Source organism: Pseudomonas sp. S2_F03 (assembly GCF_054668335.1).
The window spans coordinates 2679211-2705556 of record NZ_CP162759.1; the positions used below are offsets into that span (position 1 = coordinate 2679211).

Here is a 26346-nt window from a genome sequence, read left to right on the forward strand (position 1 = left end):
CTTGGCGGACTGTTGTTCATGAGGAGCCCGCATGTCCGTTCAACTTGCCTTTCAGGACCGCTGGCTGGATCTCAATGATTTGCTGCGCGAACTGGTCGCCCAAGGCTTTATCAGTCAGGACTCGGCCGAGAACGCGCTAAACGCCCGACGCCGCCACGCCGCCAATGGCCAGATACACCCGCTGGAATTCATTGCCGGCCAACACCTCGACGATCTCAGCCGTCCCGGCAAGCACCTGGACCTGGAAAGCCTGACCTTGTGGCTGGCGCAACAGGCCGGCCAGCCTTACTTGCGTATCGATCCGCTGAAGATCAACGTCGCGGCCATCACGCCGCTGATGTCCTACGCCTTTGCCCAGCGCCACAAGATTCTCGCGGTGTCCATCGACCGCGACGCGGTGACCGTGGCCAGCGCCCAGCCTTACGTCAGCGGCTGGGAAGCCGACCTGACCCACGTGTTGAAGCTGCCGATCAAACGGGTCGTGGCCAACCCGGTCGACATCCAGCGCTTCAGCGTGGAGTTTTTTCGCCTGGCCAAATCGGTCAGCGGTGCGAGCAACGCCGAACAGCAGACCTCGACCCTGGGCAACTTCGAACAACTGCTGAACCTCGGCGCCAGCGACCAGGAGCCTGATGCCAACGACGCGCACATCGTCAACATCGTCGACTGGCTGTTCCAGTACGCCTTCCAGCAACGCGCCAGTGATATCCACATCGAACCCCGGCGCGAGCAAGGCACGGTGCGTTTTCGCATCGACGGTGTGTTGCACAACGTCTATCAATTCCCGCCACAGGTGACCATGGCCATCGTCAGTCGCCTGAAAAGCCTGGGGCGGATGAACGTCGCGGAAAAACGCAAACCCCAGGACGGCCGGGTGAAAACCAAGACCCCGGACGGCGGTGAAGTCGAATTGCGGCTGTCGACATTGCCGACCGCGTTCGGCGAAAAAATGGTCATGCGAATCTTCGACCCGGAAGTGCTGCTCAAGGATTTCGACCAGCTGGGTTTTTCCACCGAGGACCTGCGCCGCTGGCAGGACATGACCCGACAGCCCAACGGCATCATCCTGGTCACCGGGCCCACGGGTTCGGGCAAGACCACCACGCTGTACACCACGCTCAAGAAACTGGCGACGCCAGAGGTCAACCTCTGCACCATCGAAGACCCGATTGAAATGGTCGAGCCCGCGTTCAACCAGATGCAGGTCCAGCACAACATCGACCTGACCTTCGCGGCCGGCGTGCGCGCGTTGATGCGGCAAGACCCGGACATCATCATGATCGGCGAGATACGCGACCTCGAAACCGCCGAAATGGCGATTCAGGCGGCGCTCACCGGACACTTGGTGCTGTCGACGTTGCACACCAACGACGCACCGAGTGCGATCAGTCGCCTGCTGGAACTCGGCGTGCCGCACTACCTGATCAAAGCCACCGTGCTGGGCGTCATGGCCCAGCGCCTGGTGCGCACCTTGTGCTCCCATTGCAAGGCGCCGCTGACGTTGGAAGAAGAGGATTGGCAAACCCTGACCAAACCTTGGCAAGCCCCTCTGCCCACCAACGCCCAACGTGCCATCGGCTGTCTCGAATGCCGCGACACCGGTTATCGCGGCCGCGCCGGGGTGTACGAAATCATGCAACTGACGGACGGCGTCAAAGCGTTGATCAATCCCGACACCGACTTGCTGGCGATCCGGCGTCAGGCATTCAAGGAAGGCATGCGCAGCTTGCGGCTATCGGGGGCGCAGAAGGTCGCAGCGGGCTTGACCACGCTCGAAGAGGTATTACGAGTGACGCCACAGAGCGAACAAAAGTAAACGCGCCGCCACGGAACTCGATGGGGGGTTGGCTATCCAAGGCCGCAGTTAACCCAGTGGAGTCACCCATCATGCGTTTCAAACTTGCTGTCGCCACCGTCGCGCTGCTGTCTCTTCCCGTCGGTAGCGCGATGGCCGACGATAGCTTTTGGCAAAATGTCCTCACGTCCGGCGCAACCACCGGCACGTCCTACCTGACGTCCAGAGATCGCAAAATGGTCGTCGCTGCCCAGGACGATGCTGGCAGCTTCGTCGCCAGTGACGGCGGCATTCGTGGCCCTTACCTGGAAGCGGCGCTGCAGAAAGTCCGCGCCGACAACCCGGGCTTGCAGGCCACGGACATGGAACTGGCGAATGCGATCCTGGCGAAGAACGCGGTCGCTGCGCAGTAAGTTCGAAGGTACAAAAAATGCCGCTCAGTTGAGCGGCATTTTTTTGCCCGACACAAATCCCCTGTAGGAGCACGGCTTGCCGGCGATGGCGTCCTTAAGATCACCATCGCCGGCAAGCCGTGCTCCTACAGGGGTTAGGTGTACCGCGAGATCTCAGCGGTAATCATCCACCGGCACACACGCGCAGAACAGATTCCGGTCGCCATAGACGTTATCGACCCGGTTCACCACCGGCCAATACTTATGCGCCTTGGTGTGCGCATCTGGCGTCACGGCTTGCTCGATGCTGTAGGGCCGCTCCCAGATGCCAGTGATGTCTGCCAGCGTGTGCGGTGAACGTTTCAGCGGGTTGTCCTCGGCCGGCCAATTGCCTTGTTCCACCTCGCTGATTTCTGCGCGGATGCTCAGCATCGCTCCGATAAACCGGTCCAGCTCGGCCTTCGATTCACTTTCGGTCGGCTCGACCATCAGTGTCCCCGGCACCGGAAACGACATCGTTGGCGCATGGAACCCATAATCCATCAGGCGCTTGGCAACGTCCTCTTCACTGATGCCGGTCAGCGTCTTCAGCGGTCGCAGATCAAGGATGCATTCATGAGCCACCCGGCCATTGCGGCCGGTGTAGAGCACCGGGAACGCACCGGATAAATGCTGGGCCAGGTAATTTGCCGCGAGGATCGCCACTTCACTGGCGTCCGCCAACTGTGGCCCCATCATCGCAATGTACATCCAGCTGATCGGCAGGATGCTCGCGCTGCCCCAAGGCGCCGCGCTCACCGCGCCGTTCTGCGGTAAAGGTCCGTCGATGGGCACCACCGGGTGATTGGCCACGAACGGCGCCAGGTGCGCCCGCACACCAATCGGCCCCATGCCCGGGCCGCCGCCGCCATGGGGAATGCAGAACGTCTTGTGCAAATTCATGTGCGACACATCGGCGCCAATGTCCGCCGGGCGTGCCAGGCCAACCTGTGCATTGAGGTTGGCGCCGTCCATGTACACCTGACCGCCGTGGCTGTGGATAACTTCACAGATCTCACTGATGCCTTCCTCGTAGACGCCGTGGGTCGAGGGATACGTCGCCATCAGGCACGCGAGTTTGTCCCCTGCCTCCGACGCTTTTGCCTTGAGGTCATCCAGATCGACGTTGCCGGCTTCGTCGCACTCGACAATGACCACGCGCATCCCGGCCATCTGCGCCGACGCCGGGTTGGTGCCGTGGGCCGAGGACGGAATCAGGCAGAGATCCCGCGCCCCTTGATGACGACTCTCGTGGTATTTGCGGATCGCCAGCAACCCGGCGTACTCGCCCTGGGCGCCGGAGTTGGGTTGCATGCAAATCGCATCGAAACCGGTGATTGCGCAGAGCCAGCGCTCCAGCTCTTCGATCATCAGCGAATACCCCGCAGCCTGCTCTTTGGGCACGAACGGGTGCAAGTTGGCGAACTGCGGCCAGGTGATGGGGATCATTTCGCTGGTGGCGTTGAGCTTCATGGTGCAGGAGCCCAACGGAATCATCGACTGGTTGAGGGCGAGGTCTTTGTTCTCCAGTTGCTTGAGGTAACGCAGCATCTCGGTTTCGCTGTGGTGTGCATTGAACACGGGGTGGCGCAGATAAGGTGAAGTGCGCTGCAGCCCGTCGGGCATGCCCGATTGCAGCGTTTCAGCGTCCAGTTCGTCGACACTCAGGCCATGATCGGCCCCCAGGAACACCGCGAACAACTGCGCGACGGTGGTTTCGTCAGAGGTTTCGTCAAGGCTCAACCCCAACAGCCCTCGCCCCAGGATGCGTAAATTGATCTGCGCCGCTTGAGCACTTTCGATGATCGCCGTCTGGGTCCCACCGACATCCAGGGTCAGGGTGTCGAAGAAGTGTGTGTTGAGGCGGCTGATGCCACGACGTTCGAGGCCGGCGGCGAGGATGCACGTCAAGCGGTGCACGCGCTGGGCAATGCGCTTGAGCCCCTCTGGACCGTGATAGACCGCGTAGAAACTGGCGATGTTGGCCAGCAATACTTGAGCGGTGCAAATATTCGAGTTGGCCTTCTCCCGGCGAATATGTTGCTCGCGGGTTTGCAGGGCCATGCGCAGGGCCACGTTGCCGCGGGCATCTTTGGACACGCCGATGATCCGCCCGGGAATCGCCCGTTTGTACTCATCGCGGCTGGCAAAGAACGCCGCGTGTGGCCCGCCGTAACCCATCGGCACGCCAAAACGCTGGGATGAGCCGAACACCACGTCGGCGCCCAACTCCCCCGGCGGTGTCAGTAACAACAGGCTCAGCAGATCAGTGGCGACACACGCCAGGGCTTGCTGTCCGTGCAGGTGATCGATCAGCGGCCGAAGATCGCGGATCTCGCCGTGGGTGTCGGGGTATTGCAGCAGGGCACCGAACACCTGGTGTTGTTTCAAGTTATCCACAGCGTCGATGATCAGTTCGAAGCCAAAGCCTTCGGCGCGGGTCTGCACCACCGAAATGGTCTGCGGATGGCAGTTCTGGTCGACGAAGAACAGATTGCTTTTGGACTTGGCGACACGCTTGGCCAGCGCCATGGCTTCCGCCGCTGCCGTTGCTTCATCCAGCAACGAAGCGTTGGCCAGCTCCAGGCCAGTCAGATCGATGGTCAGTTGCTGGAAATTCAGCAGCGCTTCGAGTCGTCCTTGGGCGATCTCTGGCTGATAAGGCGTGTAGGCGGTGTACCAACCGGGGTTTTCCAGGACGTTGCGTAAAATAACCGTCGGCGTGAGGGTGCCGTGGTAGCCCATGCCGATCAGGCTGGTCCAGACCTGGTTCTGCTCGGCATAGCCACGCAGCTTGGCCAGTGCGGCTTGCTCGTCGAGGGCGGGCGGCAGGTCCAGCGCCCGGTTCAGACGGATGCCCGGCGGCACCGTCTGCTCAATCAGCTCGACCCGGCTGCCGAGGCCGAGGCTGTCGAGCATCGCCTGCTGCTCGGCGGCATCGGGCCCGAGGTGGCGGCGCAGAAAGGCATTGGGGTCGCGTAACTGGCTCAAGGACGGCAACTGGGACATGACGGGCTCTCTCTTGACTGGCGCTCAGCGTCGATGCAACACGGTCAAACCAGCATAGCAGCGGATATCCGGGCGGATGGCTTGGCGCCGCGACCATTGCGGATCATCATGCACGCCATCTGCCTAATGACTGCTGATCAGGTGCCTGTATTCATGAACCAACTGCCGTTCCTGCCGTTTTCCAAACCCACCATCGATGAAGCGACGATTGCCGCGGTCGGCGACGTGTTGCGCTCGGGCTGGATTACCAGCGGCCCGAAGGTCCAGGCCTTTGAGCAACAACTCTCGGAGTATTTCGGTGGGCGCCCGGTACTCACCTTCAACTCTGGCACCTGCACCATGGAAATCGCCTTGCGCATTGCCGGTGTCGGGCCAGGTGATGAAGTGATCACCACGCCGATTTCCTGGGTGGCCACCGCCAACGTGATTCTGGAAGTCGGCGCCACCCCGGTGTTTGCCGACATTGACCCGATCACCCGCAACATCGACCTGGCTCAGCTCGAAGCCGCCATCACCCCACGTACCAAAGCCATCCTTCCGGTGTATCTCGCCGGGCTGCCGGTGGACATGACACACCTGTACGCACTGGCGAAAAAGTACAACCTTCGGGTGTTGGAAGACGCGGCCCAGGCGTTGGGCTCCAGTTGGAACGGCCAGCGCATTGGCTCGACCGGGGATTTGGTGTCGTTCAGTTTCCAGGCGAACAAAAACGTGACCTCGTCAGAGGGCGGTTGCCTGGTGCTGAACAACGGTGAGGAAGTTCGACTGGCGCAGAAGTACCGCTTGCAGGGCGTCACCCGCAGTGGTTTCGATGGCCTGGATGTCGATGTGCTGGGCGGAAAATTCAACATGACCGACGTCGCAGCGGCCATCGGCCTTGGGCAATTTGCTCACATTGAAGCCATCACCGCCCATCGCCGTGAACTGGCCAGGCACTATTTCGCCTGCTTTGGCGAGGATTTCGAGTCGGTGTACGGGGCTCAATTGCCCCCGGCGGATTTCGAGAACAGTAACTGGCACTTGTTCCAGCTGGTATTGCCGGAGCGCGGGGATGGCAAGCCGGCGCGGGCTACCTTCATGGAGCAGATGCAGGCGCTGGGGGTCGGCATCGGCTATCACTACCCGCCGATTCATTTGCTGAGTCTTTACCGCGAGCGCGGTTTCAAGGAGGGCATGTTCCCGGTCGCCGAGCGGGTCGGACGCCTGATTGTCTCACTGCCGATGTTCACGGCCATGAGCAAAGCGGACGTCGAGCGTTCGGTGGCGGCGGTAAAAGCTGTTCTAAAGCCTTGAACCGTTCCTTGTAGGCGCATGGCTTGCCCGCGATGGCGTTTTCGAAAACGCCATCGCAGGCAAGCCATGCTCCTGCAAGAGCAACGTTATTCGCCGATGGCAGCCTTGTAGCCGGCGGCGTCGAACAGCTCCTCCAGATCGGCAGCGTTGCTTGGCTTGAGCTTGAAGATCCACGCGCCGTACGGGTCGGAGTTGAGCAGCTCTGGCGATCCTCTCAGTTCTTCGTTGATCGCGATCACTTCACCGGCAATCGGGGAGTAGATGTCGGAAGCAGCTTTAACCGATTCCACCACACCGGATTGATCACCGGCGGCGAAGGCTTTGCCGACTTCAGTCAGCTCCACGAACACCACATCACCCAGCGCTTCCTGCGCGTGATCGCTAATGCCCACGGTGACGGTGCCGTCGGCTTCCAGGCGGGCCCATTCGTGACTTTCGGCAAAACGCAGGTCGGCAGGAATATCGCTCATGTTCTGTGTCCTCAAAAAAGTGTCGGCGGCTGTAGTCCGCCAGAAAAGGTTAGATCAAGGTTTTGCCATGGCGTACGAAGGTCGGTTTGACCACTCGGACCGGGTACCACTTGCCACGGATTTCCACTTCGGCGCGGTCGGCAGTTGCCATCGGCACGCGCGCCAGTGCTATCGACTTGCTAAGCGTAGGAGAGAAACTACCACTGGTGATCTCCCCTTCGCCAACATTGGCGATGCGGACCACTTGATGAGCGCGCAAAACCCCTCGCTCCTCAAGGACCAGCCCCACCAGTTTGTGCTGTACGCCACCGGCCCGTTCGCCTTCCAGGGCCGTGCGCCCGATGAACTGGCGCGTGGCCGGTTCCCAGGCAATGCTCCAGGCCATGTTGGAGGCCAGCGGTGAGACATCCTGGTGGATGTCTTGGCCGTACAGGTTCATGCCAGCTTCGACGCGCAAGGTATCCCGCGCACCCAGGCCGATAGGAGAAATGCCCGCACCGACCAGATCGTTGAAAAAACCCGGCGCCTGACTGGCCGGCAACACGATTTCCAATCCATCTTCCCCGGTGTAACCGGTGCGAGCGATGAACCAGTCCCCTTCGGGCTGGCCTTCGAAAGGCTTGAGTAGCTGAATCAGGTTACTGCGGGCCTGGGACACCAGTTCGCAGACTTTTTGCCGGGCCTGAGGGCCTTGAATGGCCAGCATCGCCAGCTCGGCACGCTCGTTGAGCTGCACATCGAAACCATCGAGGTGAGCCTGCATCCAGGCGAGGTCCTGATTGCGGGTGGAAGCGTTGACCACCAGGCGATAACCGTCGTCGAGACGATAGACAATCATGTCGTCGACGATACCGCCACGCTCGTTGAGCATGGTGCTGTACAAGGCACGGCCGGGGCTGTGCAGGCGTTCGACGTCATTGGCCAGCAAATGCTGGAGCCAGGCCTTGGCCTGGGGGCCGCTGACATCGATCACGGTCATGTGGGATACATCGAAAACCCCGCAATCGCGGCGCACCTGATGGTGTTCCTCGACCTGCGAGCCGTAATGCAGAGGCATATCCCAACCGCCAAAATCGACCATCTTCGCGCCGAGGGCGAGATGAAGGTCATACAGAGGCGTACGCTGTCCCATGGGTTTCTCCTTCCGGGCGTGGCGAAGGTGCGGACAGGTGCTGCACCGGGGTGAAAACCTTGAAATAGAAGGTTTCCAGCCGATTTCAGCTACCGGGTCTGTCAGACGGACCGCACCGAATGCCGCGCATTGTAGCCGCAAGGTGTAGGACTGACACCTAGCTGTTTCGATGCGCCGAACGTCGAATCAATCCGATGACCGGTAACAGCCCGACCAGGACCAGAGTCAGCGCCGGCAAAGAGGCCCTCGCCCACTCACCTTCGCTGGTCATTTCAAAGATCCGAACGGCCAGCGTATCCCAGCCAAACGGGCGCATTAGCAGGGTCGCGGGCATTTCCTTGAGCACATCGACAAACACCAGCAACCCCGCGCTCAAGGTACCGGGCAACAGCAATGGCAGATACACCTTGAAAAACAGTCGTGGCCCACTGACGCCAAGGCTACGTGCCGCTTCGGGCAAAGATGGCCGTATACGCGCCAGACTGCTTTCCAGTGGGCCGTAAGCCACTGCGATGAAACGCACCAGATAGGCCAGCAGTAACGCCGACAGACTGCCCAGCAGCAACGGCTTGCCCGCACCACCGAGCCAGCCCGACAGCGGGATCACCAGTTCGCGATCCAGGTAACTGAACGCCAGCATGATCGACACCGCCAACACAGAACCCGGCAAGGCGTAGCCGAGGTTGGCCAGGCTGACGCCGGAGCGGATGGCTCGGGTCGGTGCCAAGCGTCGCGCGAACGCCAACACCAGGGCAACACTGACCGTAATCAATGCGGCCATGCCACCCAGGTACAAGGTATGGAGGATCAGCCCGGTGTAGCGCTCGTCCAGATCAAAGCGCCCGCGTTGCCAGAACCAGGCCACCAGTTGCAGCATCGGAATGACAAACGCACAGGCGAACACCAGGCCACACCAGCTCATCGCCGCCAGCGCCTTTAAGCCTCGCAAGTGGTAAAGCGCCTTGACCCGTGGTCGTTCGTTACTCGTCCGGTTGGCCCCGCGAGCACGACGCTCGCCGTATAACACGACCATCACTACCAACAGCAACAGGCTGGCCAGTTGCGTAGCAGTGCCCAGGCTGAAAAACCCGTACCAGGTTTTGTAAATCGCGGTGGTGAACGTGTCGAAATTGAACACCGACACCGCACCGAAATCCGCCAGGGTTTCCATCAACGCCAACGCCACTCCCGCGCCAATGGCCGGGCGAGCCATCGGCAAGGCCACTCGCCAGAACGCCTGCCACGGGGATTGCCCGAGGACCCGGGCGGCTTCCATCAGGCCTTTGCCCTGAGCAAGGAATGCCGTGCGAGCCAAGAGGTAAACGTAAGGATAGAAAACCAGCACCAGCACCAGGATGACACCGCCGGTGGAGCGCACGCGCGGCAACCTCAGGCCCGTGCCAAACCATTCGCGTAACAGGGTTTGCACGGGGCCGGCAAAGTCCAGCAGGCCGACGAAGACAAATGCCAGCACGTAGGCAGGAATCGCAAACGGCAACATCAGTGCCCAGTCGAGCCAGCGTCGACCGGGAAACTCACAGAGACTGGTGAGCCAGGCGAGGCTCACGCCCAGCAGGGTGACGCCGACACCGACACCGAGTATCAACGTCAGGGTGTTGCCCAAAAGGCGCGGCATCTGGGTGTCCCAGAGGTGGGACCAGATCTGTTGATCGATGGTTTGCCAGGACAGCAGTAAAACACTGAGAGGCAACAGGACCAGCGCAGCGATGGCGAAGACCAGGGGATACCAGCGGCGTTGGGCGGGGTGGGCCAAGGAGGTTCTCTAGAAAGTTAAATGATTGTGCCCACGCTCTGCGTGGGCACATATCTTGTCACGCTCGACGCGGAGCGTCGGGGGATGCATTCCCACGCAGAGCATGGGAACGATCAGCAGAGCGTGGGAACGATCAGTGGTGTCAGTTCCAGCCTGCCCGATCCATCATGCGAATCGCTTCAGCCTGGCGCTTGCCGGCCACTTCCACGGGCAGGGTATCGGCAACGAACTTGCCCCAGGCCGCGACTTCTTCAGAAGGCGCAACCGTCGGGTTGGCCGGGAATTCCTGATTCACATCAGCGAAGATCTTCTGTGCTTCCGGCGTGGTCATCCACTCCACCAGGGCCTTGGCGGCTTCCGGGTGCGGGGCGTGCCTGGTCAGGCCAACGCCGGAGAGATTGACGTGTACACCGCGGTCGGCCTGGTTCGGCCAGAACAGTTTCACTGGCAGGTTCGGCTTCTGCTTGTGCAAACGACCGTAGTAGTAGGTGTTGACGATGCCCACATCGCATTGACCCGCGTTGATCGCTTCCAGCACCGCAACGTCATCCGAGAACACGTCGGTGGACAGGTTGTTCACCCAGCCCTTGAGGATATTCTCGGTTTTTTCGGCGCCGTGGATTTCGATCATGGTGGCCGTCAGGGACTGGTTGTAGACCTTCTTCGCCGTGCGCAGGCACAGGCGCCCTTCCCAGTTTTTGTCGGCCAGCGCTTCGTAGGTGGTCAGCTCGCCCGGCTTCACTCGATCAGTCGAGTAAGCGATGGTCCGCGCCCGCAGGCTCAGGCCGGTCCAGGCATGGGAGGAGGCGCGGTATTGCAGCGGGATATTGGCGTCGATCACCTTGGAGGTGAACGGTTGCAGGATGCCCATCTGCTCGGCCTGCCAGAGGTTACCGGCATCGACCGTCAACAGCAGGTCGGCGGTGGCGTTTTCGCCCTCGGCCTTGATCCGCTGCATCAGCGGCGCTTCCTTGTCGGTGATGAACTTCACCTTGACGCCCGTCTTGGCGGTGTAGGCGTCGAAGACCGGCTTGATCAGCTCGTCGATACGCGATGAGTAAACCACCACCTCGTCAGCGGCCTGGGCGGCGGTACTGCCAATCAGGGTCAGGGCGAGTGCAGTCAGTAGACGCTTCGGTAGCATGGGAGCGATCTCTCGATTGAAAAATTGAGGCCAAATGATAAGGACTCACATTTAGCTTCTCAATCGATCCGTTCGCGGAGGAGTTACCAGATGTTGCACTGCCTGAGATGCGCAGTGAATGTACTGACGCCTTCGCGGGCAAGCCCGCTCCCACAAGGGTCCAGGTGATTACACATTATGTGTGAACACTGAAGATCCTGTGGGAGCGGGCTTGCCCGCGAAGGCGTCAGCCGTAACGCAGATATCAAGCCTTGGCCAGCGCCGGCAAATCCCCGGTCAATCCCAACGCCTCGCGCACGAACAACGCCTTGGCTTCGGGCATCTGGTCGACCATCTTCAACCCGGCATTGCGCAACCATCGAACCGGCAGCGGATCCGCCTGAAACAATCGCTCAAACCCTTCCATCGCCGCCATCAGCGCCAGGTTGTGGGGCATGCGTCGACGTTCATAGCGGCTGAGCACTTTCACGTCCGCCAAGCGTTCACCACGAGCGGACGCTTGCAACAGCACTTCCGCCAGCACGGCGGCATCGAGAAAACCGAGGTTAACGCCCTGCCCCGCCAGTGGGTGAATGGTGTGCGCCGCGTCGCCGATCAGCGCCAGGCCTTCGGCTACATAACGCTTGGCATGGCGCTGACGCAGGGGCACGCACAGACGCGGATCAGCGCCAAGCACTGTGCCGAGCTGGCCTTCGAATGCTCGTTCCAGTGCCTTGCAAAAACCCGCTTCGTCCAGCGCCATCAAGCGTTCAGCTTCACTCGGCGTGGTCGACCAGACGATTGAACACCAGTCCTGCTGGCCGTCGCGTTCCAGCGGTAAAAACGCCAACGGACCGTTGTCGGTGAAGCGCTGCCAGGCTGTCATCTGATGGGGTTTGGAGCTGCGCACACTGGTGACAATCGCGTGGTGCATATAGTCCCACTCGCGTGTCGCCACGCCGGTCAGACGCCGAACAGCCGAGTTGGCGCCATCGGCCGCGATCACCAACGGCGCACGCAACGTGCGGCCGTCGGCCAGGGTCAGCAGCCAGTCGTCGCCCGAGCGGCGCATCTGTTCCAGGCGCGCATTGGCCAGCATCCCGAGGTCGCAGTCGTGCAGGCGATCGAGCAAGGCATCCTGCACCACGCGATTCTCGACGATATGCCCCAGTACGTCGGCATGCACGCTGGTGGCCGAGAAATGGACCTGCCCGGTGCCGCTGCCATCCCAGACGTGCATATCAGTGTAAGGACTGCTGCGCCGCTTGGCGATGCCGTCCCACACGCCCAAGCGCTCGAGAATTCGTTGGCTGGCCGCCGACAAGGCGCTCACCCGCGGTTCGAACGGTGCCTGGTCATCGAAGGGTTTGACGCTCAAGGGGCTGCCGTCCAGCAGCAGGACTTCCAGCCCGCTGTCCTGCAACGCCAGCGCCAGGGCGCTGCCGACCATTCCGGCCCCGACAATCAGCACATCTGCGCGCATGTCCATGCTTTAAGCCTGTCTCGCTGGCGGCTTGAGCCGCACGTAAAGGGTTTTTTCGACTCGCGCCACCAAGGTGCCGGCGCCGTCGTGAATATCGACCTGCAATTGCGGCAGGTATTTCTCGCCACCGGCCGTTTGCCGACGGATCTCGTCGAGCAACGTCTCATCGATCCGGAAATTGGCGAACACCGGGCCTTTGCCCGGCGAAATGAAATCGATGTCCGCCGCCTTATCCCAGACGATGTAATGGCGCCCGAGGTTTTCCATCAGCATCAACATGTAGAACGGATCAACCATCGAATACAGGCTGCCGCCAAACTGGGTGCCTACGTAATTGCGGTTGTACCAGCTCAGGCCCATGGACACCGTGATGTCGCGAAAGTCATCGCTGATGTGCCGCACCCGAACCCCGGCACCCATGTACGGCGGGTAAAAAGACATGAAGCAACGCATCAATCGCGCTTTGCCGAATGTGTTCGTCAACCACTTAAGCATCGGGACGCGTACCCAGGCCCATGGCCTGCCGGGCGAACCAGCGCTTGGCCGGCGGCAGCAGGTCGAGACCGAGCAAGCCGAGGTTGCGGCCCAGCGAAACCAGCGGCTGAGTGCTGCCGAACAAACGGGTGACCTGATCGGAAAAACCTACCGTCAGGTTCTGATCCAGGCGTTGGCGCTCACGGTAAGCCTGCAATGTGGCGAAATCGCCCAGCGATGCCTCGCTCGCCAATAACGCATCGGCCAAGGCCTGAGCATCACGCAGCGACAGGTTGAAACCTTGCCCCGCAATCGGATGCAGGCTGTGCGCCGCGTTACCGAGAATCGCCAGATGCGGGCGCACCTGCTCTTCGGCTTCGATCAGTGTCAGCGGGTAAAGATGTCGCGCGCCGACCTGCTTCAACGTGCCGAGGCGATATCCGAACACACCTTGCAACTCGCTGAGGAAGCTACGGTCATCCAGTGCCGCCAGCCGTTGCGCGTCCATGCCCAGACGGGTCCAGACCAACGCACAACGGTTCTCCGGCAGCGGCAGCAATGCCATCGGGCCGTCGTCGGTGAATCGCTCGAACGCCATGCCGTTGTGCGCTTCGCTCGGGGTGATGTTGGCGATCAGGGCACTTTGGTTATACGGGCGTTTCTTGATGCCGATCCCCAGTTGCTCGCGCAGGCCTGAACGGCCGCCATCGGCGAGCACCGCCAGGTCGCACTCCAGGGTGGTTTCGTCATTGAGGGTCAGGCGGTAGCCGTCAGTCAGCGGTTCCATGCGGGTGACTTCCGCCGGGCAGCGCCAAGTGACCACGTCCTTGTCCAGGCCTTGCCAGAGGCATTGGCCCAGCCAGGCGTTTTCCACCACATAACCGAGTGCCGGAACGCCCTCTTCCATTGCCGATAAACGCGCGGTGGAAAAGCGTCCACGGTCGGACACATGAATCTGCTTGATCGGCTCGGCGCGGCGGGAAATTTCCTGCCAGACGCCTAACCGTTGATAAATCTGTTTGGCACCGTAGGACAGCGCTGAGGAGCGAGCATCGTAGCTCGGCTGGTACGTATCACCCGGGGCGAATGGCTCGATCAGGACGATTTTCCAGCCGCGAGACTTGGCCCCGGCCTGCAACGCCAACGCCAGGCTGGCGCCCACCAGGCCGCCACCGATGATTGCCAGATTGACCCGGCTCATGCTGCTTGTGTCCGCGCTTGCGCCATCAGGGCCTCGATCTCGGCAACCGTTTTCGGTACGCCTTTGGTCAATATTTCACAACCGGTCTTGGTCACCACCACGTCGTCCTCGATGCGCACGCCGATGCCGCGCCATTTCTTCGCCACGTTCTGGTTGTCCGGGGAAATGTAGATTCCCGGCTCCACGGTGAGCGCCATGCCGACTTCCAGCACACGCCATTCGCCACCGACCTTGTATTCGCCGACATCATGCACATCCATCCCCAGCCAGTGACCGGCGCGGTGCATGTAAAACGCCTTGTAGGCTTCGCTGGCGATCAACTCGTCGACGTCACCCTGCAGCAGGCCAAGCTTCACCAGGCCGGCAGTAATCACTTTAACCGTGGCTTCGTGCGCCTGATTCCAGTGCTTGTTCGGGGCGATTTCGGCAAACGCGGCTTCTTGCGACGCCAGCACCAACTCGTAGATCGCCTTCTGCTCCGGTGAATACTTGCCGTTGACCGGCCAGGTGCGGGTGATGTCGCTGGCGTAACAGTCGATCTCGCAGCCGGCGTCGATCAGCACCAGGTCACCGTCCTTGAGCACGGCGTCATTCTGCTGGTAATGCAGGATGCAACTGTTGCGCCCCGCCGCGACGATCGAACCGTAGGCCGGCATCTTCGCCCCGCCCTTGCGGAACTCGTAATCAAGCTCGGCTTCGAGGCTGAACTCGTGGAGCCCGGCGCGGCTGGCCTGCATCGCCCGGATATGCGCCTGGGCAGAAATCCGTGCGGCTTCACGCATCACCTTCACTTCTGCCGCCGATTTATACAGGCGCATGTCGTGAAGCAGATGATCCAGGGCAACAAATTCGTTCGGCGGCTGGGCACCGAGGTGCGCTTTGGAGCGGATCACGTTGATCCAGTCCATCAGGTGCCGATCGAATTCGGGGTTACTGCCCATGGCCGAATACACCCGGTCACGGCCTTCGATCAGGCCCGGCAGGATGTCGTCGATGTCAGTGATGGGGAAGGCATCGTCGGCACCGAAGTCGCGGATCGCGCCCTCCTGACCGGCGCGCAAGCCGTCCCACAACTCGCGCTCGGCGTTGCGCTCACGGCAGAACAGGATGTATTCGCCATGCGCACGCCCTGGCATCAAGACAAGGACCGCCTGAGGCTCGGAAAAACCGCTGAGGTACTGGAAATCGCTGTCCTGACGATAGACGTGCTCGACGTCGCGGTTGCGGATGGCCACCGCGGCGGCGGGCAGGATGGCGATGCTGTTGGGTTCCATCTGCGCCATCAAGGCCTTGCGGCGACGGCTGTACTCCGATTTCGGGATATGAATCATGGGCAGATGGTTTTCCCTTTTACGATTAATGCAAAGACGGTTTGGCAGCGGCCGGCACGTCTTTTTTGGTCTCGGAGAACAGCAGCAGCGGCGCTACGCGCAGGTATTCCATGACTTCCATGTAATCGCTTTCGCCATCTTCGGACTCTTCCAGGGCGTCTTGCACCTGGGAAATCGCCGCCAGGTCCTGCAACACTTCGGTGGCCTCGGTGCTGAGCATGCTGCTGTCGCGGCAGTTCAAGCCGAAACCGCTGAGGAAACCCTGACACCATTGGCCCAGTGCGACGGCACGATCAGCCAGCGGTGCGTCATCGGTAGGCAGCAGCAGAACGACGGTCACGTCGTCGCCGGTGAGCTCGCCCTTGACCATATCCTGCAAGCCGATCAAGGCGTTGCGGACATTGTCCTGCGGTTCGCTTTCCAGCAGTTCGGCGGCATCGATCAACCACTCTTCGGCATTGAAACCGGCACCGGCGCAACTGCGGCCGAGCAACAGGCCATGCAGTTCGGCAGGCGAGACGTTATGACCGCTGGAGGTCAGCAGTGTGGCGAAGGCTTGGTACGGGGAATTCTGAATGGTCATGGGCAGCTAGGCGCCAGACGGCGCTATGTCTAGAATGAAGGCCTTGTATCCTACATCGACAGACTCGCCAAGACTATTAAAGGCTGTCCGCCAGCTACCACCCATCAAGCACAATATCAGTGGACACAATGGAAGACACCGACCTGCAAGCGCTGATGGCCAGACTCGAACTGCTGATTAATCGAGTCGAGCAACTTAAGAGTCAAAATGGACTCTTACTAGCTCAGGAAAAGACCTGGCGCGAGGAACGCGCGCACCTCATTGAAAAAAACGAAATCGCCCGGCGTAAGGTCGAATCGATGATTTCGCGCCTCAAGGCCCTGGAGCAAGACTCATGAGTTCAAGCAATAGCGTTACCGTGCAGATCCTCGACAAAGAATATTCGATCATTTGCCCCCAGGAAGAACGCAGCAACCTGGTGAGCGCCGCCCGCTACCTGGACGGCAAGATGCGTGAAATCCGCAGCAGCGGCAAAGTCATCGGCGCCGACCGCATTGCCGTCATGGCCGCGCTGAACATTACGCACGACCTGCTGCACAAGGAAGAACGCCCGGATGTACAGGCCAGCGGCTCGACTCGCGAACAGGTGCGCGACCTGCTGGACCGCGTCGATCTGGTACTCGCCACCGATCCGGACGTCACCAAAGGCTGATTCGTCGAACCGCTTGGGTTATACTCGCAACACTCCCTGGGGTGCTTGCCAGTTGACCACGTCCCTGAGCCGATTCGCACTACCCTGGAGGTTGCACGTTGGGCTGGTGTGCATGTCCGCTAGACGGAAAGCCTTAAAGCCTACTGCATCTTCCACCTTGAACTTTCGGGTTCAAGGGCTAAGTCAGCAGCGGTTCATCCGGGGAGCCTGATTCCAGTCCGATGCCGGTTTTATGCCGGCATCGGCTTTTTTACGGGTACGCTTTACGTACTCGTCCTGCCGAAGCCTGAATCCATGACCGAACCTGCGCTGCTTCCCCGCCCGCAACTTCGACGCATGCTGCGCAAGGCCCGCCGCGCACTGACACCCAGTCAACAGCGCCAGGCGGCTCGCGGGTTGTACAAGCAATTGGCCCAGCAGCCATTGTTTCGCCGCGCCAGACACATCTCCCTGTACCTGCCGACCGACGGTGAAATCGACCCGCGCGTCCTGCTGCGTGCCGCTCAACGCCGGGGCAAGGCCACCTATCTGCCGGTGCTCAGTGCCTGGCCGCGAACCAAAATGGTGTTCCAGCGAATTCGCCCGGGCGAAACACTCAAACCCAACCGCTTCCGCATCCTCGAACCACGGCACAACCTCGCCCGGCAACGCAAAGTCTGGGCTCTGGATCTGATTTTGTTGCCATTGGTGGGGTTTGACGATGTCGGCGGACGCCTGGGCATGGGCGGTGGTTTCTACGATCGAAGCCTGGCCTATCTGGCGCGCCGCAAATCCTGGCGCAAGCCGACGCTGCTGGGGCTGGCCCATGAATGTCAGAAAGTCGAACGATTGGCTCAGGCGAGCTGGGATGTACCGCTGCAGGGAACGGTGACAGACAAGGCGTGGTACTTCGCACGCTAGACGCCACTGCCAAGAGCGGCGTCCAAAAGACAGGTTTAGCGCTTGAAGGCCGACGGTTGCTGTTGCTGCGCGATTTCGATCGGCGCGTCAGTCTTGTTATTCCACAGGCTTTGGGCATAACCGGTGGTTACGACGCCGAGGCCGAACAAAATAACCAAAATCCATAGTAAATCCGGTTTGCGTTTCATCGATTGCCCCCCAAAGGCACATCAACACGATGACAGCAGCGGTTTCCGTTGTAGGTGTAGGCCGTGCAGCAGCGTCAAGCTTAGAAGGCCGGCATTTTGCGACAACGTGAACTGACACGCAAACGCTGGCGTCAACCGACTGTCGGTTTGTCATAAAATCGCCGGACAACCTGTCCACTCACCTCGCAAGGAGCAAAATCCATGGCCTATTGGCTGATGAAATCCGAGCCGGACGAACTCTCGATCAAGGGCCTGGAGAAGCTCGGCCAAGCGCGCTGGGACGGGGTTCGCAACTATCAGGCGCGTAATTTTTTGCGGTCGATGGCGGTCGGTGACGAGTTTTTCTTCTACCACTCCAGTTGCCCGGAGCCGGGAATTGCCGGGATAGGGAAAATTATCGAAGCGGCCTATCCGGACCCCACGGCATTGGAGCCGGAGAGTCATTATTACGATCCGAAGGCCACGGCAGAAAAAACGCCTGGAGCGCGATCGATGTCGCACATGTCGAGACGTTTGCCAGGGTGTTGAAGCTCGATTATCTGAAGCAGCAGACCGCGCTGGCCGAGATGCCATTGGTGCAGAAGGGCTCGCGGTTGTCGGTGATGCCTGTCACAGCGGAGCAGTGGGCGACGGTGATCGCGCTCAAACCGTAGAAACGCCTGCGCGTCTGAGAATGTCATCGCGGGCAAGCCCGCTCCCACAGAGATCTGGGGTGGATGCAAAACCTGCATACACTGGAGAATATTGTGGGAGCGGGCTTGCCCGCGATGAGGCCGGATCAGACAACAGAAGTCTTATTGAATGATCAGGTTGTTGAACAACAGATCCTCAACCACCGGCTTGCCGGTTTCGTCGTTCATCACCTGCTGGGTCTGCTTCAACGCTTCCTGGCGCAGTTTTTCCTTGGCTTCGACGTTGTTCATCGTCTCGGTGGTTTGCTGGGCAAACAACGCCACCAGCTGATTGCGGATCAGCGGTTCATTGGCCTTCACGGCCTTGGTGGCGTCCTCACCGGTCACGCGCAATGCCACATCTGCCTTGTAGACCTTGAGCTTCGGCGTACCGTCCAGCCCATAGTTGCCCACGAACGGCGGGCTCAGGGTGATGTAATTGACCTTCGGAGCTTCACCTTCTTTGGCTTCTTCGGCCATCGCTGCCACAGGCAGAGACAGGGCCAGCAACAACATGATCCACGCTTTCACAATTCGCTCCTTATCCGGTTTGCGGCCTAGCATAACGACCCGCCGCTCAAGCACAAGCTTATGGCTGACTATCAGGGTCGGGCATGCTCGTTGACCCATCGACTCACACACCTACACTTATCGGCCATCACTCCCAAAGGAATAGCCCTGATGAAAGCCGTGCTGTGCAAAGCCTTCGGCCCTGCCGAATCGCTGGTACTGGAAGACGTCGCCAGTCCTGTCGCCAAGAAGAATGAAATCCTGCTGGACGTGCACGCCGCCGGGGTCAACTTCCCGGACACGCTGATCATCGAGGGCAAATATCAATTCAAGCCGCCCTTCCCTTTCTCCCCGGGTGGTGAAGCCGCCGGCGTGGTCAGCGCAGTGGGCGAAAAGGTCAGCCATCTCAAGGTCGGTGACCGGGTCATGGCCCTGACCGGCTGGGGCAGTTTTGCCGAGCAAATCGCGGTGCCGGGCTACAACGTGCTGCCGATCCCACCTTCAATGGACTTCAACACCGCCGCAGCCTTCAGCATGACCTATGGCACCTCGATGCACGCCCTCAAGCAACGCGGCAACCTGCAACCCGGCGAAACGCTGCTGGTGCTGGGTGCTTCCGGCGGTGTTGGCCTGGCGGCGGTGGAAATCGGCAAAGCCATGGGCGCCCGCGTGATCGCCGCTGCCAGCAGTGCCGAAAAGCTTGCCGTGGCCAAGGCCGCTGGCGCCGATGAGCTGATCAACTACAGCGAAACCAGCCTCAAGGACGAAATCAAACGCCTCACCGATGGCCAAGGCGCCGACGTGATCTACGACCCGGTCGGCGGCGACCTGTTTGATCAGGCTGTGCGCGCCATCGCCTGGAACGGCCGATTACTGGTGGTCGGTTTCGCCAGCGGACGCATTCCGGAATTCCCGGTCAACCTGGCACTGCTCAAAGGGGCCGCCGTGGTCGGCGTGTTCTGGGGCTCGTTTGCTCAACGCCAGCCGCAGGACAATGCAGCGAATTTCCAGCAGTTGTTCGGCTGGTTTGCCGAGGGCAAGTTGAAGCCGCTGGTGTCACAGGTGTATCCGCTGAGCAATGCGGCACAGGCGATCAATGATCTTGGGCAGCGCAAGGCTGTGGGCAAGGTTGTGGTGCAGGTTCGCTGAGGCCTGAGAAGCCGCCGTCAACTGCCGGGCGACTCCACAGTGTCGCCCGGCAACAGGTGCTCCTGAACCTTCTGACTGCGAGACTCGATGAGTTGGCCCTTGTCATCGAAGCGCAAAACGATGAGCCAGTCGTAGACATCCACCGGCCATTTTTGCTGGCCGATCAGTGCCGGCCCATCGCCCCCGAAAGCTGCGATCAGTTTATTGATGTGCCCATGGTGCCAGGCGATCAGTAGCGTTTTCGCCTGATTACTCTTACGCAGCAGATTGACCAGTTTGTCGACCTCGCCATTGGCATAAGGCTGTTCGATCGGCAGTTGCAGGCGCTGGGACAGCGGGATCAGCGTCTGCCGGGGCCGGATACTGATTGGACTGTCACTGGTAGCAATCAGGCGCTGAGGCGTCAGTGTCTGGCCATCCAGCTTCAACGGGGCGAAATAGTCGGCATAGGCAGCGGCCCGCTGCTCTCCTCGGGCATTGAGCGCCCTCCCCACCTCAGGTTTTTCTGCATGACGAACAATCAGCACGGTGACATTGCGCAAACCCGGCGCTGCAGAGCCCTGGGCGAAACTCAGCATCAGAACCGAAACGGTGACGACGGCCACCATCCACAGCCTCGGTAATAACCTGCGAACTTTCGGAGCCATCATTCTTCTCTGCGCAATCGGTCGGTTTATTGATCGCGAGTCTAAGACACAAAGACCCGACCGCCACAAAAACGCCCTGTTCTTACAGCTGAGCGACAGGTTCGTAAAGGAACGCGCGATTTCCAACATTTACTGCTGTTTCGCCAATGCGAACCGGTGCTATTTTCGGTAACGAAACTGTAACATTCGCATCCGCAGTCAAAACAAGAAATCTGGAGCTCTTGAATGTTTGCTTTCTTTCGTCCTGCCGCACATCAGGCTCCATTGCCTGAAGAAAAAATAGACAGCACCTATCGACGCCTTCGCTGGCAGATCTTCGCCGGGATATTCATTGGGTATGCGGGGTACTACCTGCTGCGCAAGAACTTCACCCTGGCGTTCCCCGACCTGATTGCCCAAGGCTATACAAAGGGCCAACTGGGTGTGGCCATGTCGGCTATTGCCATTGCCTACGGCTTGTCCAAGTTTCTGATGGGCATCGTCTCCGACCGCTCCAACCCACGCTACTTCCTGCCTTTTGGCCTGGTGGTGTCTGCCGGGGTGATGTTCGTTTTCGGTTTCGCACCTTGGGCGACGTCCAGCGTGACCATGATGTTCATCCTGTTGTTCATCAATGGCTGGGCGCAAGGCATGGGTTGGCCGCCGAGCGGACGAACCATGGTGCATTGGTGGTCGCAGAAAGAACGCGGCGGAGTGGTGTCGGTCTGGAACACGGCGCATAACGTCGGCGGTGGTTTGATCGGACCGTTGGCGATTCTCGGCATGGGCTGGTTCAACGACTGGCACAGCAAGTTCTACGTCCCGGCCGCCGTGGCGTTGCTGGTCGCGGTATTCGCTTTCATTGTGATGCGCGATACCCCCAATCGACGGGCCTGCCGCCCATCGAGAAGTACAAAAACGATTACCCGGAAGGCTACGACGCCAGCCACGAAGAAGAATTCAGCGCCAAGGACATCTTCGTCAAATACGTGCTGCGCAACAAAATGCTCTGGTTCATCGCGCTGGCCAACGTCTTCGTCTACCTGCTGCGCTACGGCATCCTGGACTGGGCGCCGACCTACCTCAAAGAGGTCAAGCATTTCGACTTCGACAAGACCTCGTGGGCTTACTTCCTGTACGAGTGGGCCGGTATTCCCGGCACGCTGCTGTGCGGCTGGATGTCGGACAAGATCTTCCGGGGCAACCGAGGCCTGACCGGCATGGTGTTCATGGCATTGGTGACGGTTGCGACAATCGTGTACTGGCTGAATCCGCCGGGCAACCCGATGGTCGACATGATCTCGCTGTTCGCGATCGGCTTCCTGATCTACGGCCCGGTGATGCTGGTCGGCTTGCAAGCGCTGGAGCTGGTACCGAAAAAAGCCGCCGGGACGGCCGCTGGTTTTACCGGCCTGTTCGGTTACCTGGGTGGTTCAGGTCGCGGCCAGTGCGCTGATGGGCTACACCGTGGACTATTTCGGCTGGGATGGCGGTTTCATTCTGTTGGTCGTTGCCTGCCTGCTGGCGATGGCGTTCCTGGCACCCACACTGGGCCACAAGAACGTCGCCAGTCAGACCCGCGAAGCGATTGCCTGATCGGCTTTTGATTTGCAGCGCTTGAGCCGCGCCTCCAGATTTCGGTCTGGCATGGCGTGGCTACGCAGGGCATGAGCGGTCTGCTCGACATAATCGCGAGTGGTGCCGTACCGCCCGCAAGCGCTTTCGAACACCTGGCTCAGCACATGATCCGGCAAGTTGCCGGCATAGCTGGGCAGGTGCCGCTCCAGAACAAATCCCAACGCCTGAACCTGGCTTCCGTCTTCGAGACGGCAGTTGAGCCAGTGCGGGCGATAGGACGGGACGGGCATTTCGCGTTGCCAAAGTGCATACAGCGAAGCTTCAAGTTGTTCTTCGGGCAGGCGATAGGCGAAACCACTGCAGGAGCCGCCGCGGTCCAGGCCGAACACCAGACCAGGCATTTCCGGCGTGCCGCGATGTTCGTGGGACCACAGGTACAAACCCCGATGGTAACCATGCACTCGGCCGCGAACGCGCTCTACTGCCGAACACTCTGGTCGCCAGATCAGCGAACCGTAAGCGAACAACCACACCGGCCCGCCCTTGTGACGCGCCATGGTCGATTGCATCGAGACGAGAAGTTGTTCGTGCGTCAGCTGCGGCCCCAGATCGAGACGCGGAGGGTAAGCCGGATTCACAAAAGCAGATTCAATGGCGGTCATGATGAAAGTGTTCGGCCCCACAAGTATTACAAGATGTAAGCAAAACTCGCTTCATAGAACATATAGCAGTAACCGTAAAACGAAAAGTGCTAAAGGATGTATGACACTCGCAATAGCGCTAAATCGGGATTATCAGCCTCGCTATCGAGTTTTATATAGCCTAATACCATCGCAGGAATATCTTAAATACCTGAATGAAATATGCATAAGCCACAGCTTCGTTCAGGTGCTGTTCAAGAAGATGCAGGAAACTTCCTACTAAAATATCGGACTTTCTGTCTTCTCTGTCACTGAACGCCTACGTATAACGGCCTTCCTCTGGCGCAAGCCACCCGTTTAACCGAGGCTGCATGATGAAAATTCCAGGGCTTTTCACCCTCTTCCTATTGATTCCGTTCGACCAGGCAATGGCGCTGGAGGACTCACAGGGCAAAGGTTTTTGGTACGCACAGACCAGTGTCTATACCAAACATTACTCACCGGACCCAGAACACAATAACAATCAGGATTTGATTGGTATTGAGCGCAATCAGGCATCGGGCTGGGTATTTGGCGGGGCGACTTTTCGTAACTCGTTCAGGCAGCGCTCTAACTACGCCTACGCCGGTAAACGCTATGACAGCGCCAATTATCCGGTGTACCTGAAAGTGACTGGCGGCCTGTTGCAGGGTTATAGCGGTGACTACAAGGATAAGATTCCATTGAACCGCTACGGCGTTGCGCCGGTGATCATTCCGTCGGTCGGCACTCACTATGGACCGTTGGCCGCCGAGCTGGTTTTTCTCGGCGCCAACGCAGCCATGGTTACGACCGGGGTGCGGTTCTAAAGGCTTGGATCAAGATCGCGGATCAAGATCGCGGCGCGTACGCAAACACATCCGCGCGCATTTGATGAGCGTCCATCCCGGCTTCGACCAAGGCATCCAGCGTGCCATAGACCATCGCCGGAGATCCGCTGGCGTAGACATGCAAGGATTTAAGATCCGGGAAATCCTCACACACTATCTCGTGCAACATCCCGCAACGCCCTTGCCAACCGCACTGATCACTGACGACTTTGTGCAGGAACAGGTTGGGCAGTTTCAGCCACTCATCCCAATGCTCAATCTGGTAAAAGTCTTCAGGACGGCGCACGCCCCAATACAGGTGCACTGGATGCTTGAAGCCTGCGGCGCGGCAGTGTTCGATCAGGCTGTGAATCTGGCCCATGCCGGTGCCCGCGCCGATCAGCACCAGCGGACCGTCCGGCAACTCTGCAAGGTGGGTATCGCCGAATGGCAGCTCGACCCGCACTATCGGGTTGCGTTGCAACTGTGCGATCAGGCTCAGCGCACTGTTTTCGCGCGCCAGTACATGGATCTCCAGATCTCGTCCGCCATGGGGTGCCGAGGCCAGCGAGAACGCGGATTTCTCGCCATTCTCACGCTCGATCATCAAATACTGGCCAGCGTGATAACGCGGTGGCTTACCGGCCGGCGCGCGCAGGCGCACACGCCAGGTATCGCCGCCGACGTCCCTGCATTCAATGACCTGACACGACACGCTGCGCACCGGCAGTTCTCCCAGCGCGAGCACGCCATCCCACAGCACGATGCAGTCTTCCAGCGGCTCTGCTATGCAAGTGTAGAACTCGCCATGGTCACGCACATGGCCTGCCTGCTCGACCCGACCTTCCACCAGCAACGCGCCACATACGTGGCAATTGCCATTGCGACAGCTTTGCGGGCATTCGTAGCCCAGGCGCCGCGCACCATCGAGAATCCGCTCGCCGGGCAGAATCTCTAGCACTGCTCCGGAGGGCTGCAAGGTTACACGCATCAATCTATTCCTAACTGATTCCAGATGGCATCGATCCGTTGGGTCACGGCGTCGTCCTTGACGATCACCCGGCCCCACTCGCGAGTGGTTTCGCCCGGCCATTTATGCGTGGCATCGAGCCCCATTTTCGACCCCAGGCCTGAGACCGGCGAGGCGAAGTCGAGGTAGTCGATCGGCGTGTTGTCGATCATCACCGTGTCGCGCTTGGGGTCCATGCGCGTGGTAATGGCCCAGATCACGTCGTTCCAGTCCCGGGCGTTGATATCGTCGTCAGTGACGATAACGAACTTGGTGTACATGAACTGTCGCAAAAACGACCAGACACCCAGCATTACCCGCTTGGCGTGCCCGGATACGACTTCTTCATGGTCACGATGGCCATGCGGTACGAGCAGCCTTCGGGGGGCAGATAGAAGTCGGTGATTTCCGGGAACTGCTTCTGCAGGATCGGCACGAACACTTCGTTCAGCGCCACACCGAGAATCGCCGGCTCATCCGGCGGACGGCCGGTGTAGGTGCTGTGGTAAATCGGTTTGATCCGGTGCGTGATGCGCTCGACGGTGAACACCGGGAAGCTGTCGACTTCGTTGTAGTAACCGGTGTGGTCGCCATACGGACCTTCATCGGCCATTTCGCCGGGATGGATCACGCCTTCGAGAATGATCTCGGCAGTCGCAGGGACTTGCAGGTCGTTGCCCCGGCACTTCACCAGCTCGGTGCGATTGCCGCGCAGCAGACCGGCGAAAGCGTATTCGGAAAGGCTGTCCGGTACCGGCGTCACGGCACCAAGGATGGTCGCCGGGTCAGCACCCAACGCCACGGACACCGGGAACGGCTGGCCCGGGTGCTTCTCGCACCACTCGCGGTAGTCCAGCGCGCCACCTCGGTGGCTCAACCAGCGCATGATGACCTTGTTGCGGCCAATCACTTGCTGACGGTAGATGCCGAGGTTCTGGCGGTCCTTGTTCGGCCCCTTTGTGACCGTCAGGCCCCAGGTGATCAACGGGCCGACATCGCCCGGCCAGCAGGTTTGCACGGGGAGCATCGCCAGGTCGACGTCGTCGCCTTCGATGACCACTTCCTGGCACACCGCGTCTTTGACGACTTTCGGCGCCATGGCAATGATCTTGCGGAAGATCGGCAACTTCGACCAGGCGTCTCTTCAAGCCCTTCGGCGGCTCGGGCTCTTTGAGGAAGGCCAGCAGCTTGCCGATCTCGCGCAGCTCGCTGACCGACTCGGCGCCCATGCCCATGGCGACCCGCTCGGGGGTGCCAAACAGGTTGCCGAGCACCGGAATGTCGTAGCCGGTAGGGTTTTCGAACAGCAGCGCCGGCCCCTTGGCCCGCAGCGTGCGATCACAGACTTCGGTCATCTCCAGCACTGGAGAGACGGGGATCTGGATGCGTTTCAACTCTCCGCGCTGCTCAAGCTGCTGCACGAAATCCCGAAGGTCCTTGAATTTCATTGACGATGGCACCCCTAAAATAGGCGT

General features: G+C 60.1%; 23 protein-coding genes, 1 other RNA gene and 3 pseudogenes. 11 read left to right on the top strand and 16 right to left on the bottom strand.

The genetic code is table 11. From position 1 onward, the window contains the following. The first annotated feature begins 31 nt into the window (after window positions 1-31). Together AB4N76_RS12665 and AB4N76_RS12670 are read left to right on the top strand one after the other, a co-directional pair. A complete protein-coding gene (locus AB4N76_RS12665; protein ID WP_077431074.1) occupies window positions 32-1816 on the top strand; it encodes a GspE/PulE family protein in 1785 nt (594 codons plus the stop codon). Between the two features lie 71 nt (window positions 1817-1887). Further along, window positions 1888-2208 (top strand): DUF2388 domain-containing protein, encoded by a 321-nt coding sequence (locus AB4N76_RS12670; protein WP_046032270.1) that lies wholly within the window; start codon window positions 1888-1890, stop codon window positions 2206-2208. Between the two features lie 153 nt (window positions 2209-2361). Here the strand turns inward: AB4N76_RS12670 and gcvP are convergent, their stop codons facing one another. Next, entirely contained in the window at window positions 2362-5235 is a 2874-nt protein-coding gene (gcvP, locus tag AB4N76_RS12675; protein WP_460164509.1) for an aminomethyl-transferring glycine dehydrogenase, read from the bottom strand. Window positions 5236-5388: 153 nt separating this feature from the next. On the opposite strand from gcvP, the gene AB4N76_RS12680 reads away from it, so the two are divergent. Beyond that, the gene (locus AB4N76_RS12680) at window positions 5389-6528 is read left to right on the top strand and encodes a DegT/DnrJ/EryC1/StrS family aminotransferase (RefSeq protein WP_460164510.1); all 1140 of its coding nucleotides are present in this window, start codon (window positions 5389-5391) and stop codon (window positions 6526-6528) included. Window positions 6529-6614: 86 nt separating this feature from the next. On the opposite strand, the gene gcvH is transcribed toward AB4N76_RS12680, so the two are convergent. The 9 genes from gcvH to AB4N76_RS12725 form a co-directional block, all read right to left on the bottom strand. Continuing rightward, on the bottom strand, window positions 6615-6998 hold the full coding sequence (gcvH, locus tag AB4N76_RS12685; RefSeq protein ID WP_460164511.1) for a glycine cleavage system protein GcvH: 384 nt from the start codon (window positions 6996-6998) through the stop codon (window positions 6615-6617). A 49-nt stretch (window positions 6999-7047) separates the two neighbouring features. After that, complete coding sequence (gene gcvT, locus AB4N76_RS12690) at window positions 7048-8130, bottom strand: glycine cleavage system aminomethyltransferase GcvT (protein WP_223522998.1); 1083 nt, start codon at window positions 8128-8130, stop codon at window positions 7048-7050. Between the two features lie 157 nt (window positions 8131-8287). Next, a complete protein-coding gene (locus tag AB4N76_RS12695; protein WP_460164512.1) occupies window positions 8288-9904 on the bottom strand; it encodes an ABC transporter permease in 1617 nt (538 codons plus the stop codon). 142 nt (window positions 9905-10046) lie between these two features. Next, window positions 10047-11048, bottom strand: coding sequence for an extracellular solute-binding protein (locus AB4N76_RS12700; RefSeq protein ID WP_460164513.1), 1002 nt, complete (start codon window positions 11046-11048; stop codon window positions 10047-10049). Window positions 11049-11292: 244 nt separating this feature from the next. Then, window positions 11293-12510, bottom strand: coding sequence for a 2-octaprenyl-3-methyl-6-methoxy-1,4-benzoquinol hydroxylase (locus tag AB4N76_RS12705; protein ID WP_175649026.1), 1218 nt, complete (start codon window positions 12508-12510; stop codon window positions 11293-11295). Window positions 12511-12519: 9 nt separating this feature from the next. After that, window positions 12520-13005 carry a DUF4442 domain-containing protein gene (locus AB4N76_RS12710; RefSeq protein WP_077431068.1) on the bottom strand — a complete coding sequence of 162 codons (486 nt, stop codon included), beginning with the start codon at window positions 13003-13005 and terminating at the stop codon, window positions 12520-12522. Further along, window positions 12998-14185, bottom strand: coding sequence for a 2-octaprenyl-6-methoxyphenyl hydroxylase (gene ubiH / locus AB4N76_RS12715; RefSeq protein ID WP_077431067.1), 1188 nt, complete (start codon window positions 14183-14185; stop codon window positions 12998-13000). The genes AB4N76_RS12710 and ubiH overlap by 8 nt, the downstream gene beginning before the upstream one ends. Further along, on the bottom strand, window positions 14182-15516 hold the full coding sequence (gene pepP, locus AB4N76_RS12720; protein WP_077431066.1) for a Xaa-Pro aminopeptidase: 1335 nt from the start codon (window positions 15514-15516) through the stop codon (window positions 14182-14184). Before pepP ends, ubiH begins: the two co-directional genes overlap by 4 nt. Window positions 15517-15541: 25 nt before the next feature. Beyond that, entirely contained in the window at window positions 15542-16099 is a 558-nt protein-coding gene (locus tag AB4N76_RS12725) for a YecA/YgfB family protein (protein WP_046032260.1), read from the bottom strand. A gap of 128 nt (window positions 16100-16227) precedes the next feature. Between AB4N76_RS12725 and AB4N76_RS12730 the strand changes: the two genes are divergently transcribed. The 4 genes from AB4N76_RS12730 to AB4N76_RS12745 all read left to right on the top strand — a co-directional run bounded on the left by AB4N76_RS12730 (window position 16228) and on the right by AB4N76_RS12745 (window position 17651). Further along, a complete protein-coding gene (locus AB4N76_RS12730) occupies window positions 16228-16437 on the top strand; it encodes a TIGR02449 family protein (protein ID WP_003213954.1) in 210 nt (69 codons plus the stop codon). Continuing rightward, window positions 16434-16751: a cell division protein ZapA gene (locus AB4N76_RS12735; RefSeq protein ID WP_007942435.1), complete on the top strand. Its 318-nt coding sequence runs from the start codon at window positions 16434-16436 to the stop codon at window positions 16749-16751. The genes AB4N76_RS12730 and AB4N76_RS12735 overlap by 4 nt, the downstream gene beginning before the upstream one ends. A gap of 30 nt (window positions 16752-16781) precedes the next feature. Next, window positions 16782-16960, top strand: a non-coding RNA gene (ssrS, locus tag AB4N76_RS12740) — 6S RNA. An 85-nt stretch (window positions 16961-17045) separates the two neighbouring features. Then, window positions 17046-17651 carry a 5-formyltetrahydrofolate cyclo-ligase gene (locus AB4N76_RS12745; RefSeq protein ID WP_046032259.1) on the top strand — a complete coding sequence of 202 codons (606 nt, stop codon included), beginning with the start codon at window positions 17046-17048 and terminating at the stop codon, window positions 17649-17651. A 35-nt stretch (window positions 17652-17686) separates the two neighbouring features. Here the strand turns inward: AB4N76_RS12745 and AB4N76_RS12750 are convergent, their stop codons facing one another. Then, complete coding sequence (locus AB4N76_RS12750; protein ID WP_007942433.1) at window positions 17687-17839, bottom strand: hypothetical protein; 153 nt, start codon at window positions 17837-17839, stop codon at window positions 17687-17689. A 201-nt stretch (window positions 17840-18040) separates the two neighbouring features. Between AB4N76_RS12750 and AB4N76_RS12755 the strand changes: the two are divergent. Beyond that, window positions 18041-18492: pseudogene (locus AB4N76_RS12755) on the top strand (EVE domain-containing protein). 141 nt (window positions 18493-18633) lie between these two features. Here AB4N76_RS12755 and AB4N76_RS12760 read toward each other — a convergent pair. Beyond that, window positions 18634-19041, bottom strand: coding sequence for a flagellar basal body-associated protein FliL (locus AB4N76_RS12760; RefSeq protein WP_046032257.1), 408 nt, complete (start codon window positions 19039-19041; stop codon window positions 18634-18636). A 150-nt stretch (window positions 19042-19191) separates the two neighbouring features. Between AB4N76_RS12760 and AB4N76_RS12765 the strand changes: the two genes are divergently transcribed. Beyond that, window positions 19192-20169, top strand: a complete 978-nt coding sequence (locus tag AB4N76_RS12765) for an NADPH:quinone oxidoreductase family protein (RefSeq protein WP_046032256.1) — start codon at window positions 19192-19194, stop codon at window positions 20167-20169. A 17-nt stretch (window positions 20170-20186) separates the two neighbouring features. Here AB4N76_RS12765 and AB4N76_RS12770 read toward each other — a convergent pair whose 3' ends face one another. Further along, the gene (locus AB4N76_RS12770; RefSeq protein ID WP_371916698.1) at window positions 20187-20777 is read right to left on the bottom strand and encodes a flagellar basal body-associated protein FliL; all 591 of its coding nucleotides are present in this window, start codon (window positions 20775-20777) and stop codon (window positions 20187-20189) included. 264 nt (window positions 20778-21041) lie between these two features. Here AB4N76_RS12770 and glpT point away from each other — a divergent pair. Further along, window positions 21042-22391: pseudogene (gene glpT / locus AB4N76_RS12775) on the top strand (glycerol-3-phosphate transporter). Here the strand turns inward: glpT and AB4N76_RS12780 are convergent. Next, window positions 22367-23035: a gamma-glutamylcyclotransferase gene (locus tag AB4N76_RS12780; RefSeq protein ID WP_046032341.1), complete on the bottom strand. Its 669-nt coding sequence runs from the start codon at window positions 23033-23035 to the stop codon at window positions 22367-22369. The pseudogene glpT and the gene AB4N76_RS12780 overlap by 25 nt on opposite strands. Window positions 23036-23388: 353 nt before the next feature. Here AB4N76_RS12780 and AB4N76_RS12785 point away from each other — a divergent pair, with 353 nt between their 5' ends. Further along, window positions 23389-23862 (top strand): hypothetical protein, encoded by a 474-nt coding sequence (locus tag AB4N76_RS12785; RefSeq protein ID WP_046032253.1) that lies wholly within the window; start codon window positions 23389-23391, stop codon window positions 23860-23862. 22 nt (window positions 23863-23884) lie between these two features. On the opposite strand, the gene AB4N76_RS12790 is transcribed toward AB4N76_RS12785, so the two are convergent. Both AB4N76_RS12790 and ubiD read right to left on the bottom strand, forming a co-directional pair. Beyond that, window positions 23885-24853, bottom strand: a complete 969-nt coding sequence (locus AB4N76_RS12790) for a CDP-6-deoxy-delta-3,4-glucoseen reductase (protein ID WP_046032252.1) — start codon at window positions 24851-24853, stop codon at window positions 23885-23887. Next, window positions 24853-26319: pseudogene (gene ubiD / locus AB4N76_RS12795) on the bottom strand (4-hydroxy-3-polyprenylbenzoate decarboxylase). The gene AB4N76_RS12790 and the pseudogene ubiD overlap by 1 nt, the downstream one beginning before the upstream one ends. Window positions 26320-26346 lie beyond the last annotated feature (27 nt).